The organism is Saccharopolyspora dendranthemae, assembly GCF_007829955.1.
Classification (GTDB): Bacteria; Actinomycetota; Actinomycetes; order Mycobacteriales; family Pseudonocardiaceae; genus Saccharopolyspora; species Saccharopolyspora dendranthemae.
Genome location: NZ_VIWX01000005.1, coordinates 472,930 through 487,272, shown reverse-complemented (window position 1 = coordinate 487,272; position 14,343 = coordinate 472,930). Strand labels below are relative to the sequence as shown.

Annotated in this window: 9 protein-coding genes; 4 read left to right on the top strand and 5 right to left on the bottom strand. The window is 69.7% G+C overall.

Features of this window, described 5'->3' with window-relative positions; translation table 11 throughout:
* The first annotated feature begins 147 nt into the window (after window positions 1–147).
* The 4 genes from FHU35_RS23980 to FHU35_RS23965 all read left to right on the top strand — a co-directional run bounded on the left by FHU35_RS23980 (window position 148) and on the right by FHU35_RS23965 (window position 3,672).
* Window positions 148–453 carry a hypothetical protein gene (locus tag FHU35_RS23980; RefSeq protein ID WP_145743538.1) on the top strand — a complete coding sequence of 102 codons (306 nt, stop codon included), beginning with the start codon at window positions 148–150 and terminating at the stop codon, window positions 451–453.
* 336 nt (window positions 454–789) lie between these two features.
* Window positions 790–1,173 carry a globin gene (locus FHU35_RS23975; RefSeq protein WP_145743535.1) on the top strand — a complete coding sequence of 128 codons (384 nt, stop codon included), beginning with the start codon at window positions 790–792 and terminating at the stop codon, window positions 1,171–1,173.
* On the top strand, window positions 1,164–2,270 hold the full coding sequence (locus tag FHU35_RS23970) for an alpha-amylase family glycosyl hydrolase (RefSeq protein ID WP_425474176.1): 1,107 nt from the start codon (window positions 1,164–1,166) through the stop codon (window positions 2,268–2,270). The genes FHU35_RS23975 and FHU35_RS23970 overlap by 10 nt, the downstream gene beginning before the upstream one ends.
* Window positions 2,271–2,361: 91 nt before the next feature.
* Window positions 2,362–3,672 (top strand): heparan-alpha-glucosaminide N-acetyltransferase domain-containing protein, encoded by a 1,311-nt coding sequence (locus FHU35_RS23965; protein ID WP_145743533.1) that lies wholly within the window; start codon window positions 2,362–2,364, stop codon window positions 3,670–3,672.
* Window positions 3,673–3,734: 62 nt separating this feature from the next.
* On the opposite strand, the gene FHU35_RS23960 is transcribed toward FHU35_RS23965, so the two are convergent.
* The 5 genes from FHU35_RS23960 to ettA form a co-directional block, all read right to left on the bottom strand.
* Complete coding sequence (locus tag FHU35_RS23960; RefSeq protein WP_145743531.1) at window positions 3,735–4,376, bottom strand: DUF8185 domain-containing protein; 642 nt, start codon at window positions 4,374–4,376, stop codon at window positions 3,735–3,737.
* A complete protein-coding gene (locus tag FHU35_RS23955; RefSeq protein WP_145743528.1) occupies window positions 4,369–4,794 on the bottom strand; it encodes an acyl-CoA thioesterase in 426 nt (141 codons plus the stop codon). Before FHU35_RS23955 ends, FHU35_RS23960 begins: the two co-directional genes overlap by 8 nt.
* Window positions 4,795–4,859: 65 nt before the next feature.
* The gene (locus FHU35_RS23950; RefSeq protein WP_145743526.1) at window positions 4,860–9,794 is read right to left on the bottom strand and encodes an NAD-glutamate dehydrogenase; all 4,935 of its coding nucleotides are present in this window, start codon (window positions 9,792–9,794) and stop codon (window positions 4,860–4,862) included.
* 141 nt (window positions 9,795–9,935) lie between these two features.
* Window positions 9,936–12,479 (bottom strand): hypothetical protein, encoded by a 2,544-nt coding sequence (locus FHU35_RS23945; protein ID WP_145743523.1) that lies wholly within the window; start codon window positions 12,477–12,479, stop codon window positions 9,936–9,938.
* Between the two features lie 29 nt (window positions 12,480–12,508).
* On the bottom strand, window positions 12,509–14,182 hold the full coding sequence (gene ettA, locus FHU35_RS23940) for an energy-dependent translational throttle protein EttA (RefSeq protein WP_145743521.1): 1,674 nt from the start codon (window positions 14,180–14,182) through the stop codon (window positions 12,509–12,511).
* Window positions 14,183–14,343 lie beyond the last annotated feature (161 nt).

The following is a 14,343-nucleotide window of genomic DNA, read 5'->3' as shown; positions in this document are numbered from 1 at the left end:
GAGCGATCCCCCGAGCCGACCACATCGGCCGGGGGATCTTCGCTCTGTGGGGCGCTCGGCCTTGCCTGATGACCAGGTCCAGGCGCCTGTCTGCCCATGGCCGTGTGACAGGTGACTCTTGTGTGGTGTTAGAGGAAGGGTGAAGTCATGGCCCCCGACGCAGCAACCAATCCTGGCACCGCATTTCCGAAGCCGGTCATTGATCGGAGCGCGGACTGGCGCCGGAACCACCGGGGCCTCTACGTCCTGCCAGCGATGGCAATCACGGTATCGGCGTTCCTGCTATTCGATGAAGTGACGAGCTATCGAGTGCTGGCTGGATTCATGGGCGTGCTCAGCATCGTGGTCAACTACTTGGGAGGACGCGTGGTCAAAACCTGGCAGGTTTTCGTCCTCCTGCCACTGGCGGTGACCTTGGCCTTCGCCGCGTTCTGGTTTTCTGGACTGGCCTGAAAGTCGAGATGGGGATTTCAGACAAAAGCCTCAGCGGAATCCAGGAAATCAACGACGACGACTACTTCCAGCAGGATTCGTGGCTCGATTCCGTTGACGGAGATCAATAACCTCCTGACGGGGCGTGGGCACAGAGTGCAGGAGTCCGCCATGCGGCAACGGACTGGAGCAGGGGTCCGCCATGCGGCAACGGACTGGAGCAGGGGTCAGCGGCCGGGATCGAGCGATGAGCTTCACTCCCTGTAAGCCTGAGTAATCATGAGCCTCACACAGCACCACGGACAGCAGCTGACCGACCACTGAAACGTCCAGTTCGGCACCTGAGAGGATGGAAGGGTGACTTCCGTGGAGAGTTTCTACGAGCAGGTCGGCGGCGAAGCCACCTTCCACCAGATCGTGGCCCGCTTCTACGAAGAGGTGGCCAAGGACGAGCTGCTGCGCCCGCTCTACCCCGAGGAAGACCTCGGGCCGGCCGAGGAGCGGCTGCGGCTGTTCCTCATGCAGTACTGGGGTGGCCCGCACACGTACTCCGACCAGCGCGGACACCCGCGGCTGCGGATGCGGCACGCGCCGTTCAAGATCGGCCCGGCCGAGCGCGACGCCTGGCTTCGCTGCATGCGCATCGCTGTGGACGAAGCCAAGTTGAAGCCGGAACACCGCGACCAGCTCTGGCAGTACTTGGAGATGGCCGCCAACAGCATGATCAACTCGTGGTTCTGAGCGGCGGACCCGATCTAGGAGCGAAGGACCTGGAGATGCGGCAGGTGGGCACGCGGGCTGACCACGGCGAACGACCGTGGTGGTACGACGCGGTCTGCTACCAGATCGACGTCGGCGCCTTCGCCGACGCCGACGATGACGGCGTCGGCGATCTCGACGGGATCCGCGGCAGGCTCGGCTACTTGGAGCTGCTGGGCGTGGACGCGATCGTGCTGGCAGGCATGGCCGGCACGGACCCGGCCTCCCCCGCCCTCGACAGGCTCCTGGGCGAGGCGCACGGCAACGGGCTGAGGGTGCTCCTGGCGATGGACGTCGATCCCTCGCGCACCGAGCCCGGCCCGGTGCTGCGCCCGTGGCTGGACAACGGCATCGACGGCTTCCACCTGGCGCCGCGCAACGACCCGGCGGACGCGGTCGGCGCGGTGCTGGCCGACTACCCCGACCGCATCGTGATCGGCAGCGGTACCGGCAACTGGCAGCTGCTGTTCGGCCTGGACCTGGCCGTGGCGGGGTTCTCGGCGGGCCCGGTGCAGAAGGCGATCACAACGGTCCTGGGCTCCACCGGCCCCCGCCCGGCGTGGGCGATGGCGAGCCGGGACAGCACGCGCATCCGCGACCACGCGGCGTTGACACCGGTGCGCGCGATGGCGATGGTGCAGCTGGCCCTGCCCGGCGCGGTCTGCCTGCGGCACGGTGAGGAACTGGGCCTGCCCGGCACCGAGCGGATCCGGATGCCGTGGGAGGGCCTGATGCGGCCGTTCGGGTTCTCCGCCGCGCGGGCCGACTGGTCGGCGATCCCGCACGACTGGGTTCACTTCACCGTCGAGGCGCAGCTGGAGGACGAGGAGTCCACCCTGTCGCTGTACCGGCACGCCCTGGAGATGCGGGCGACGCATCCGGCGTTCACCGGCGACGAGGTCGAGTGGTTCGGCGCCCCCGAGGACTGCTTCGCGTTCCGGCGGGTCGGCAGCACCCTGATCTGCGCGTTGAACACCTCGGCGGAACCGGTTCCGCTGCCTCCCGGCGAAGTGCTGCTGAGCTCTCGACCGCTGGTCGAGGGCGAGTTGCCGCCCGGCAGCGCCGCGTGGCTGGTGTGAGCGGGACCTCGCAACACGCGGGCAGGTGACCGGAGGCCCGGAAGCGGTCGGTAGATTTCCGGTCATCGTTCCCCGATCTCAGCTGGATGCCATGACTGCTGTTGCGCCCGAACGGAGTTCACCTCGTCGGGCGCGGCCGACCACCGCCGGGCGGCCGGGCCGACTGGTGGGCGTGGACGTCGCCCGATTCATCGCCGTGTTCGGCATGTTCTGCATCCACTTCGGCGTGCCGTTCGCAGGCGGCTGGCCCGAGGTGGTGGTGGCGCAGTTCTTCTCCGGTCGCTCGACCGCGTTGTTCACCTTCCTGGCCGGTGTGTCGCTGGCCCTGATGACCGGGCGGACGACACCGCCGACGGGCCAGGCGTTGCGCGATGCGAAGCGACGAGTCGCGGTGCGCGCGGTGGTGCTCCTGGTGCTCGGGTTGGCGCTGGCGAAGGCGACCGAGGCGACCGGCTTCCTGCTGACGGTGATCATCCCGTTCTACGGCTTGTACTTCCTGCTCGCGGTGCCGTTCCTGCGACTGCGGGCGCGCGGTTTGATCATCGCGGCGGCGGTGAGCGCCGCCATCGGGCCGCAGCTGTCGTTCGTGCTGCGTGGCTGGATCGCTGCGGACACGCCCCTGTCGGCTCTGGTCTCGCTGGTCAACAGCGTCGACCCCGGGCACCTGATCGCCCACGAGGGGCTTTTCGACCTGCTGCTGCTCGGGTTCTACCCGGCCGCGTCGTACCTGCCGCTGGTGCTGGCGGGACTGGCGGTCGGACGACTGGACCTGAAGTCCCTGCGGGTGCGGTTGCGGATCGGCTTGATCGGCCTGGCGCTGTCGCTGGTCGGCTACCAGGCTTCGTTCCTCCTGATGCCTGCCGGCCCACCGAGCCCGGTGGAGGGCACGATCCCGGTCGGGCACCCGGAGTGGCTGCTGGCGGCCAACGCGCACAGCGGGACCACGTTCGAGCTGCTGGGCGCGGGCGGGATCGCGCTGCTGGTGCTGTCGATCTGCCTGGAGCTGTCAGACCGGACCGGACGATGGCTGGCTCCGCTGGCCAAGGCCGGGTCGATGGCGCTCACCCTGTACGCCGCGCACGCCCTGGCACTGGCCTGGCAGATCACGACCGGTGGCTGGCCGCTGAGCGGTGTCCCGGAGAACCTGGCGCATCTGGCGAGCTTGGGGCCCGCGCTGCCGATGGACGACCCGAACCTGCCGTGGTTCCCGCGCGACGGCCACCAGCCCGAGGGGATGGTCGCGCTCATCAACACCTTCATGCCCGAGGTGTTCCTGGTCGCCACCTTCGCCTTCACCTACGGCTGGCGGCACTTCTTCCGCCGCGGCCCGTTGGAAGCCCTGGTCAGCGACATCGTCCGATGGACCACGACGTCCCGGAACCCGCAGCGCACCACCTCCTGACGCCGACCGAGGGGGTTGATCGGGGAAGTTCTCATGAAAACTTCCCCGACCCAGGTCGGAGGTCAGATCAGGAGCGGCAGGAGGGCGTGGCGCCGGCGGACGACCGCGCCGAAGCGGGAGTCGAGGCGCAGCCAGGAGTCCGTGGCGCTCACCCGCACGATCTCCGTCTCGGCGGGGGTGCCGACCAGGAACCCCATGCCGGACAGGACGAACAGGCAGCGCAGCGGGACCTTCACGTCGTAGCCGGAGCCGTGGACCGTGAAGACCTCCTGGTCCAGCAGCGACGCCGGTGGCGTGCCCTTCGGACCGACGTTCTCCTTGGCCACGTCGATTCCGCGTTCCGCGACCTCGCCGACCAGCTGGGCCGGTAGGTCGTCGACGCGCTTCCACCCGGTGGCCGGTGGCAGCTCCGAGCGCCACAGCAGGTCCTTGGGCGCGCCGGGGTCCATCACCTCACCGCCCGCGACGGTCAACGTCGCCAGCAGCTCGTTCCCGGAGATCGTCAGGTCCGCCGGATCGACCGAGCCCTCCACCACTCGGGTGGACAGCGCGTCGAACGGGGTGGCCGCCCACACGTCCATCCGGTCGCTGTCGGGGCGGTTCCGCATCCGGACCATGGTCTGGGAGTCCAGCCGGACAGCACGGGCGACGAACGCACCCAGGTCGTCGCGCTCGACCCGGTCGGGCATGCGGAGCTCAGGCACGACCCGGCTCCAACTGCTCGGCGCGCCACTCCGCCAGGAACCCGCGCTCGTCCTCGGTGAGCCGACGGGGCCGTCCGGCCTTCAGGTCGTAGGGCACCATCAGGGTTTCCGCCGTGCAGACGGCTTCCTGCGCGAACGCCGTGTAGTCGATCACGAACGACGCGGCCTTGAGGTCCCGCACCGACATCCGGACCTGCAACGACTTGGCCGCGTACAGCAGCGGCGCGTGGTAGTCGATGACGATCCGGGCGACCACCATGCCCTCGGCCATGCCCAGCAGGCCCTGCCGTTCCGCTTCGGTGAACAGCAGATCGGCTCGTGCCTCCTCCAGCAACGTGATCGTCCTGGCGTGGTTGACGTGGCCGAACGCGTCCATGTCGGACCAGCGCAGGGCTACCTCGGCTACGTACGCGCCCACTGGGCCTGTCCCTCCTACCTGGTTTCGGGGGTGGCGGTCCCGGCTGGAACCGCCACCCCCGGCTGTCACCGCACCATGCTGCGCAGCTGACGCGCCGCCACCGACAAGGTGGCCAGGTCAAGCCGCCCGGAGCTGACGATCTGCTCCAGCGACGAGTTGGCCCTCGCCAGTCGCGCTGCGTTCGTCGACTCCCACCGCGCGATCTTCTCCTCCGACCCCTCCTCCGGCTCGGAGGTGCGCAGGACGTCGACCGTGATCGCACGCAGCGATGCGTAGAAATCATCTCGCAACGCCAGCCTAGCCAGTGCGTGCCACCTGTTGCCGCGTTCCAGCTCGTTGACCGCGATGAGCATCCGCTCGACGTCCAGGTGCGCCCACAGCGCGTAGTACAGCTCGGCGCTCTCGCGCGGGCTGCGCTCGGCCGCGATGCCGGCGTCGCGTTCGGCGAGCTCGGCGACCTCCCGGATGTCCAGCAACGCGTAGGCGTCGAGCAGCACCGCCACCCGTTCGGCCAGCGCGTCCGGCACACCTGCGGCGACCCAGCGCTGAACCTGCGCGCTGACGCCTTCGGCTGCGCGGCCGCGCAGCAACCCTCGCACAGTCGGCCGCAGCTCCTCGACGACCGGCCGGAACCGGGTGGTCTCGGCGCCGATGGCCAGCGGCTGCGGCCGGTTGGTCAGGATCCAGCGGGCCGCTCGGTCGAGCAGCCGCCGCGTCTCCAGCACCATCTCGTCGGCGACCGCGATCGGCACCGAACCGCCCAGCGCGTCGATGTCGGCCCACAACCGGGGCAGGTCGTAGACGTTGGTGACGACCGCGAACGCCCGCACCGCATCGCTGGTGGAGGCGCTGAGCTCCTCGGCCAGGCGGTAGGCGTAGGAGATGCCCGCGCCGTCGACCATCTCGTTGACCAGCAACGTCGTGATGATCTCGCGGCGCAGCGGGTGCGCGGCGATGGCGTCGCCGTAGCGCTCCTGCAGCGGCTCCGGGAAGTACTCCGGGAGCCGCTCGGCGAACGCTTCGGTGTCGGGCAGGCCGCTGGCCAGGACGTCCCGCTTGAGCTGGAGCTTGACGTGCGCCATCAGCGTCGCCAGCTCCGGCGAGGTCAGGCCCTCACCGGCCTTCTCCAGGTCGCGGAAGCCCTTCTTGGTCGGCAGCGCCTCCAGCTCGCGGTCCAGGCCCGCGGACTCCTCCAGCGCGGCGACCTGCCGGGCGTGCACCGGCAGCATCGGGCCGGCGTGCGACCGCGAGATGCCCAGAACCCCGTTCTGGCTGTGGTTGTCGGCCAGGACGAGCTCGCCGACCTCGTCGGTCATCTCGGCGAGCAGCTCGTTGCGCTGCGGGCCGGTGAGCCTGCCGTCGGTGACCAGGTGGTCCAGCAGGATCTTGATGTTGACCTCGTGGTCGGAGCAGTCCACACCGGCGGAGTTGTCCAGCGCGTCGGTGTTGACCTTGCCGCCCTCGCGGCTGAACTCGATGCGCCCCAGCGAGGTCAGGCCGAGGTTGCCGCCCTCGCCCACGACCTTGACCCGCAGGTCGCCGCCGTTGACGCGCACCGGGTCGTTGGACTTGTCGCCGACCTCGGCGTGCGTCTCGGTCGCCGACTTGACGTAGGTGCCGATGCCGCCGTTCCACAGCAGGTCGGTCGGTGCCAGCAGGATGCACTTGATCAGCTCGGCGGGCGCCAGCTTGCGCACCGACTCGTCGATGCCCAGCGCCTCCCGGATCTGCGGGTTCAGCGGGATCGACTTCAGCGACCGCGACCACACGCCGCCGCCCTCGCTGATCTTGCTCCGGTCGTAGTCGTCCCAGGTGGAACGCGGCAGGTCGAACAGCCTGCGCCGCTCGGCGAAGGAGACCGCCGCGTCCGGGTTCGGGTCGATGAACACGTGCATGTGGTTGAACGCGGCCACCAGCCGGATGTGCTCGGACAGCAGCATCCCGTTGCCGAACACGTCACCGGCCATGTCGCCGACGCCGACGACGGTGAACTCCTCGCTCTGGGTGTCCACGTCGAGTTCGAGGAAGTGCCGCTTGACGCTCTCCCACGCACCCTTGGCGGTGATGCCCATGGCCTTGTGGTCGTAGCCGACCGAGCCACCGGAGGCGAAGGCGTCGCCGAGCCAGAACCCGCGGGACTGGGCGACCTCGTTGGCGATGTCGGAGAACGTCGCCGTGCCCTTGTCGGCCGCGACGACCAGGTACGTGTCGTCGCCGTCGTGGCGCACCACGTTCTGCGGCGGGGCCACTTCGCCGCCCACCAGGTTGTCGGTGAGGTCCAGCAGGCCGGAGATGAACATCCGGTAGCAGGCCACGCCTTCGTCCCGGGACGCCTTGCGGTCCACCGCCGGGTCGCCGGTGGCGACGGGCGGGCGCTTGACCACGAAGCCGCCCTTCGCGCCGACCGGCACGATCACCGCGTTCTTCACCGCCTGGGCCTTGACCAGTCCCAGGATCTCCGTGCGGAAGTCCTGCGGCCGGTCCGACCAGCGCAACCCACCGCGCGCCACGGAACCGAAGCGCAGGTGCACGCCCTCGACCCACGGCGAGTACACGAAGATCTCGAACTGCGGCCGGGGCTCGGGCAGACCCGGGATCTCGCGCGGCTCCAGCTTGAACGCCAGGAACGGGCGCTCGCGCTCGGCCATGTCGACGAAGTAGTTCGTGCGCAGGGTGGCCCGGATCAGGCTGAGGTAGCTGCGCAGGATCCGGTCCACGTCGAGGCTGGTGACCTCGTCGATGAGCTCGTTGACCGACTCGGTCAGCTCGGCTTCGCGCGTCTTGCGGTCGGCTTCGCCGATCGCCGGGTCGAACCGGGCTTCGAAGAGCCGCACCAGCGCGGTCGTCGTGGTGCGGTGCGCGAGGATGGAGTCCTCGATGTAGTCCTGCGTGTAGGCGATTCCGACCTGACGCAGGTACTTCGCGTAGGCGCGCAGCACGGCGGCCTGCCGCCAGTTCAGCCCGGCCCGCAGCACCAGCGCGTTGAACCGGTCGACCTCGGCGTCGCCGAGCCAGACCGCGCGGAACGCGTCCTCGAAGCGCTGCCGGAGCGAGTCCAGCAGCTGCGGGTCGGTGTTGTCGAGCAGGCCGGAGTCCAGCCGCAGCCCGAAGTCGTAGATGTAGAACCGGTTCCCGGAGCCCTCCAGGGTCAGGTCGTAGGGCCGCTCGTCGACGACCTCCACGCCCATGCTCTGCAGCACCGGCAGCACCCGGGACAACGTGACCCGCTCACCGACGTAGAGCTTGAAGCGGCGCTGACCGGCGCTCGCGTCGCGCGGGACGTAGAACGACATGCGCAGGTCGTCGGAGCCCTTCAGCGACTCCAGGCGACGCAGGTCCCGCAGGCCCTCGGCGGCGCTGAAGTCCTCCTTGTAGGCCTCCGGGAACCCGGACGCGTAGTCCTGCCCGGCCTGGCTGATCGCCTCGGACAGCGCGCGGGCCGGCCCGCCGCCCGCTCCCCTGCCGGAGCGCTCGGCGTCGAGCTCGGTGACCATCTGGTCGTCCCAGGTGTGGATGGCACCGTCGAGCCGCTGCTGGATGCGCCCGAGGTTCGGCTCGACCTGGTCCTCCGGGTCGGTGTGCACCACGAAGTGCACTCGCGCCAGCGTCGATTCGCCCACGCGCGTGCTGTACTCCAGGCCGGTGCCGCCGAGCTCGTCGAGCAGCACCTCCTGCATCGCCAGCCGCGAGCTGGTCGTGTAGCGGTCGCGCGGCAGGTAGACCAGGCAGGAGAAGAACCGGCCGTAGGAGTCGCGCCGCAGGAACGGCTTGAGCTTGCGCCGCTCGGCCAGCGCCAGCACGCCGGTGATGGTCTCCTGCAGCGTTTCGAAGTCCGTGGACAGCAGCTCGGTGCGCGGGTAGCTCTGGATCTCCTCCAGCATCCGCTGGCCCGAGTAGGACTCCAGCGGGAATCCCGCGCGGTGGATGACCTCTCGCACCCGGCGCTCCACGAACGGGATGTCGAGGACGTCCTCGTGCAGCGCCGTGGTGGTGAACAGGCCCAGGAACCGGTGCTCGCCGGTGACCCGGCCCGACTCGTCGAAGGTCTTGACGCCCACGTAGAACGGGTGGACCGGACGGTGCACTGTGGACTGAGCACCGGCCTGGGTGAGCACTAGCAGGTCCTTCGACAGCGCGCTGGAGTCCGGTCCGGTGGTCAGGCTCCGCGAGGCGACGCTGTCGCTGCGCAGCACGCCCAGCCCGGAGGCCAGCACGGCCTGCAGCGCATCGCCGTCGTCCTCGACCAGCTCGTAGTGCCGGTAACCGAGGAAGGTGAAGTGCCCGTCGGCCAGCCAGCGCAGCAGCCCGGCCCCGTCGGTGACGTCCTCGTGCGGCAGCGGCGGCGGGTTCTTCTCCAGCTCGTCGGCCAGCGACCGGGCGCAGGAGAGCATCCGCTCGGTGTCCTCGACCACCTCGCGCACGTCGTTGAGAACACCGCCGAGGTCCTGCTTGAGCGCGGTGAGCCGCTCCGGGTCGACGACCTGGCCGACCTCGACGAACATCCAGCTCTCCGCCATGGCGCCGGAGGGCGGGTCGGACGGGTCGGCTTCCGGCAGGACCTCCAGCAGCTCGCCCGCGAGGTCGCGTCTGACGACGACGATGGGGTGGATCACGCGCAGCACGTCCGCGTTGTCGCGGCCGAGCTCGGCGATCAGCGAGTCCACCAGGTACGGCATGTCGTCGGTGACCGTCTGGACCACGGTGGCCTGGCTGTGCCAGCCGTGCTCATCGCCCGTCGGGTTGAAGATCTGCACCAGGGGGCGACCGGCGGCGCGGGTCGCGGCCAGCCGGTGGTGCGATCTGAGGGCGCCGACCAGGTCGTTCGGGTCGTCGTCGACGAGTTCTTCGGCCGGGACGTGGCGGTAGTAGGTGCGCAGCAGCTCGCCGAGTTCGGGGGCGAACTCGACGGCTCGGTCCAGCAACCGCCGCTTGGCCAGTTCGGGGTTCTCGGACTGCTCGCCGGCCGTTCCGGTGTGCGCTTGTCCGGGATTCGAGGTCATGTCAGGCAGCTCCACGCTTTACGGCACCTCGTTGTGCCAACAGGTTCCACTCTAAGACTGTCAGTTCCCGCTCACGGGGCCGGGATCTGACTGAGTACCGCGGGTGAAAACAGACGCAACGATCGATGTCCGGAAGGTATCTCAGAGCAACGGATCCGCTGCCGCACCACCGAATCCGGGCGCGCGGTGACGGGCACCGAGCCGATCATCCTCTGTGGACTGTCGACGGCTGCGTCGGGTCCCACCGACGGCGTCGTCGTCGGTGCGTTCCGAATGGCTGTCGCTGTGGCTGTCGTCGTAGCCCGGCTCACCGTAACCGGAATTGTGATGACCGCCATATCCTACGGCGGCGATGCCCTCGCTGACCTGCTGCTTGGCATCATCGGTGCGGCCTTCGTTGTAAGCCATGAGCGCGTCGGCGAGCAGGTCGGCCAGGCTCGCGTCAGCGCTCGGCTCCGGCGCGGGCTCCGGGCTCGGCTCCGGCGGGCTGAACCGGAAGCTCGGATCCGTGTCCTCGGCAGACCTGGCCGGAGGATCCGGTTCCGGCTGCGCGGGCTGGAACGCGGCGAGCGGATCGGGATCGGCGTGCCGCGAACGCCTGCGGGAGGGCTGGTGATCGGCCGGGAGCTGGAGCTCGGCGCGGATCTCGGCCAGCGACTTGCCCTTGGACCGGCGCCCACCGGACCCCTCGGGCACGTCCTGAGCGGCCTGCACCGGATGGTCCTGCGGTTCCACCGCGGGGAAGCCCTGCGGCGGCGTCACGGGCTCCGGGTCGACGTGCTGAGCGTGCCCGCGGCGGTCGTGGGCCTCGGTGATGCGGCGCAGGCTGTCGGCCGCGGCCGCCAGCGGATCACCGCTCCACCGCTGCGACGGGTCGTCCTCGCCGTAGCCGTCCTCGTAGCCGCCGGACTCGTGATCCCCGTAGTCCTGGCCGGCGTTCTCATATCCCGCGGAGCTGTTGTCGGAGGACGCGTGGCCGCTGACCGCGTCCTCGGCGACGGGCTCGTCCGCGGCGGCGCTCGGAGCCTCGTGGGACGGCCACCAAGCGTCTGCGGCGGACTGCGGTTCCGTGGCGGGCGGCTGTTGCCCGCCCGAGAACATCTCGCTCGGCGAGGCCGAGTCGAAGGCCACGCGCGGCTCGGGCATCGCCTGCCGCTCGGCGGGCGGCTCTTCTTCAGACGGCGCGGTCGCAGGCTCTTCGGCTTCCTCCGCGGCGCGCTTGGTCAGCGCCTCCATCAGCAGCCGCGCGGCGTCGTGGGCCTCGGCGTACCCGCCGCGCCCGGTCCCGGTGGGCTCGTCGTGAGCCGCCGTCGCGGGTTCCGCGGCAACCGAACTCGGCTCGGGCTCCGGTTCCGGCTCGGGAGCCTCGGGCTCAGCGGCGACAAGTTCCGGCTCCGCATGCTCAGCAAGGTCAGGACCAGCGACAACGGGCCCCGTCGTCACCGGCTCAGGAGTCACCGGCTCAGGAGCCACGGGCTCGGCGGCGCCAGGCTCGGGAGCGGCAGGAGCCACGGGCTCGGGAGCCGCAGGTTCGGCAGCGACCGGTGCCGCAGGTTCGGGAGCCGTGGAGACGGGCGCCGGAGCGACCGGTGCGGCAGCCACGGGTCCGGGAACCGACGCCACGACCGACGCCCGCCGGCTGCGCGGTGCTTCCGCCGGATAGGCGCTCAGCAGGCCGACCCGAGCGCTGTGCACGGCCGAGCGCCACCGGCGGTCCGCCGAGTACGCACCGCGCAACGCCTGCAGCGCGTCGGAGAACTCCTCGACGCGCTCGTGCGCGCGGGACAGCGCGTTGAGCGCTTCGGCGAGCAGGCCGTCCAGCTTGTGCCGCTCCGAGATCGCGGCGGTCTCGGCCAGCACGCGCAGCGCGGCCCCGTGGTCGCCGGCAGGCAGGTGAACGCGGGTGGCGAGCGCGAGCCCGAGCCACCCGGTGGGACCAGCGGCCGCCGCGCGCACGGGTTCGGCGAGCACGGCCTGACTGGTCTCGACGGCTTCCACCCGATGCCCCTGGTCGAGCAGGGCGTGCACGCGTTCCAGCAGCAGCCGGGTCTGGATCTCGCCCGCCTCGGCCTCCGGATCGCTGAGCCTGCGCAACAGGCCCAGCCCGGCATCGGTGGCCGAAACGGCCTCGCCGAACTCACCGAGCCTGCGGCAGTGCGCCGCGCGAATCACCCACACCCGGGCCTTGAGCACGCGGGCGAGGTCCTGGTCGTCGTCGCAGTCGGCGTAGAGGCGTTCCGCCTCGTCGAGGACCTGGCTGCGCTCGTCGACGTCCTGCTGCGCGGGCAGCGCCGAGGCCAGTGCGAGCAGCGCGTGCGCGCGGAGGGTGGGTTCGATGCGGTCCTGCGCGAGTTCCCCGCGCAGGATGCGGACGGCCACCTCGTGGCTGCCCGCGTGGACGGCGCACCAGCCGAGCTCGATGCGCAGCCGGGTGAGGACGTCACCGCCCGACGCTTCCGCTTCGCGCACCGCGGCCAGCGCGCGGCCGGTGGAGGCGACACCGCGTCCCAGCCGGTTGGCGGCGAACAGGGCCAGCGACTCGGCGCGCAACCGCGCGCCCCGGTCACCGGTGCGCCTGGCGAACGCGACCGCTCTGTCGCTGAGCACCAACGCCAGCTCCGGGACTCTCCACCGCATCTGCCACGCGGGGTCGAGAAACCCTTCCACCGAGCTGGGCTCTGCCACAGCGGCCACGCTCGCCAAGGCGCCTCCGATCAGCCGCGGGTCAACTTGCGGTGAGTGACCCGGTGCGGGCGGGCGGCGTCGGCACCCATCCGCTCGATCTTGTTCTGCTCGTACCCCTCGAAGTTACCTTCGAACCAGAACCACTTGGCCGGGTTCTCGTCATCGCCTTCCCACGCGAGGATGTGAGTCGCGACGCGGTCCAGGAACCAGCGGTCGTGGGAGATGACCACAGCGCAGCCCGGGAACTGCTCGAGCGCGTTCTCCAGCGAGCCCAGGGTCTCGACGTCCAGGTCGTTCGTCGGCTCGTCCAGCAGGATCAGGTTGCCGCCGGTCTTGAGCGTCAGCGCCAGGTTGAGCCTGTTGCGCTCACCACCGGAGAGCACGCCCGCCGGCTTCTGCTGGTCGGGGCCCTTGAATCCGAACGCGCTGACGTAGGCCCGCGAGGGCATCTCGACCTGGCCGACCTGGATGAAGTCCAGTCCGTCGGACACGACCTCCCAGACGTTCTTGTTCGGATCGATGTTCGCGCGGTTCTGGTCCACATAGGACAGCTTGACGGTGTCGCCGACCTTGACGGTCCCGTCATCCGGCTCTTCGAGCCCGACGATCGTCTTGAACAGCGTGGTCTTGCCGACGCCGTTCGGGCCGATGACGCCGACGATGCCGTTGCGCGGCAGGCTGAACGACAGCCCGTCGATCAGCAGCTCGTCGAAGCCCTTCTTGAGCTTGTCGACCTCGACCACCGTGTTGCCCAGGCGCGGGCCCGGCGGGATCTGGATCTCCTCGAAGTCGAGCTTGCGGGTCTTCTCCGCCTCGTTGGCCATCTCCTCGTAGCGGGAGAGGCGGGCACGCGACTTGGTCTGCTTGGCCTTGGCGTTGGAGCGGACCCACTCGAGCTCGTCCTTGAGGCGCTTCTGCAGCTTGACGTCGCGCTTGCCCTGGACCGCGAGGCGCTCCTGCTTCTTCTCCAGGTAGGTGGAGTAGTTGCCCTCGTAGGGGTAGGTGCGCCCGCGGTCGAGCTCCAGGATCCAGCCGGCGACGTTGTCCAGGAAGTACCTGTCGTGGGTCACGGCCAGGACGGCGCCCGGGTAATTGGCCAGGAACTGCTCCAGCCAGAGCACGCTCTCGGCGTCGAGGTGGTTGGTGGGCTCGTCGAGCAGCAGCAGGTCGGGCTTGCTCAGCAGCAGCTTGCACAGGGCGACTCGCCGTCGCTCACCACCGGAGAGGTTCTTCACCTCGGCGTCCGGCGGCGGGCAGCGCAGGGCGTCCATCGCCTGCTCCAGCTGGGAGTCCAGTTCCCACGCGTCGGCGTGGTCCAGGTCCTCCTGGAGCTTGCCCATCTCCTCCATCAGCTCGTCGGAGTAGTCGGTCGCGAGCTGCTCGGCGATCTCGTTGAAGCGGTTGAGCTTCACCTTGATCTCGCCGACGCCCTCCTCGACGTTGCCGAGGACCGTCTTCTCCTCGTTCAACGGCGGTTCCTGCTGCATGATGCCCACGGTGTAACCCGGGGAGAGGAACGCCTCACCGTTGTTCGGCTGGTCGAGTCCCGCCATGATGCGCAGCACGGTCGACTTGCCAGCCCCGTTCGGCCCGACGACACCGATCTTGGCGCCCGGGTAGAACTGGATGGTCGCGTCATCGAGGATGACCTTGTCACCATGCGTCTTGCGCACGCTTTTCATGGTGTAAATGAACTCGGCCATGCCCTGAATCGTAGTTGCGTCCCACCCACCCCCACACACGCGGGCCCCCGCAACCCGAACGAGCGACAAGGCACGAACGTCAAGCAACCGGCGAAGCCCAGACGTCAGGCAAGCGGCGAAGCCGCTTCCTCACTACCCCACCTGAGCAACTCGCACCGCCG

Bases quoted from the DNA above. Each gene is read 5' to 3' on its own strand.
- FHU35_RS23950 (WP_145743526.1), bottom strand. From the start codon at position 9,794: ATGACCTCGAATCCCGGACAAGCGCACACCGGAACGGCCGGCGAGCAG.
- FHU35_RS23965 (WP_145743533.1), top strand. From the start codon at position 2,362: ATGACTGCTGTTGCGCCCGAACGGAGTTCACCTCGTCGGGCGCGGCCG.
- FHU35_RS23980 (WP_145743538.1), top strand. From the start codon at position 148: ATGGCCCCCGACGCAGCAACCAATCCTGGCACCGCATTTCCGAAGCCG.
- ettA (WP_145743521.1), bottom strand. From the start codon at position 14,182: ATGGCCGAGTTCATTTACACCATGAAAAGCGTGCGCAAGACGCATGGT.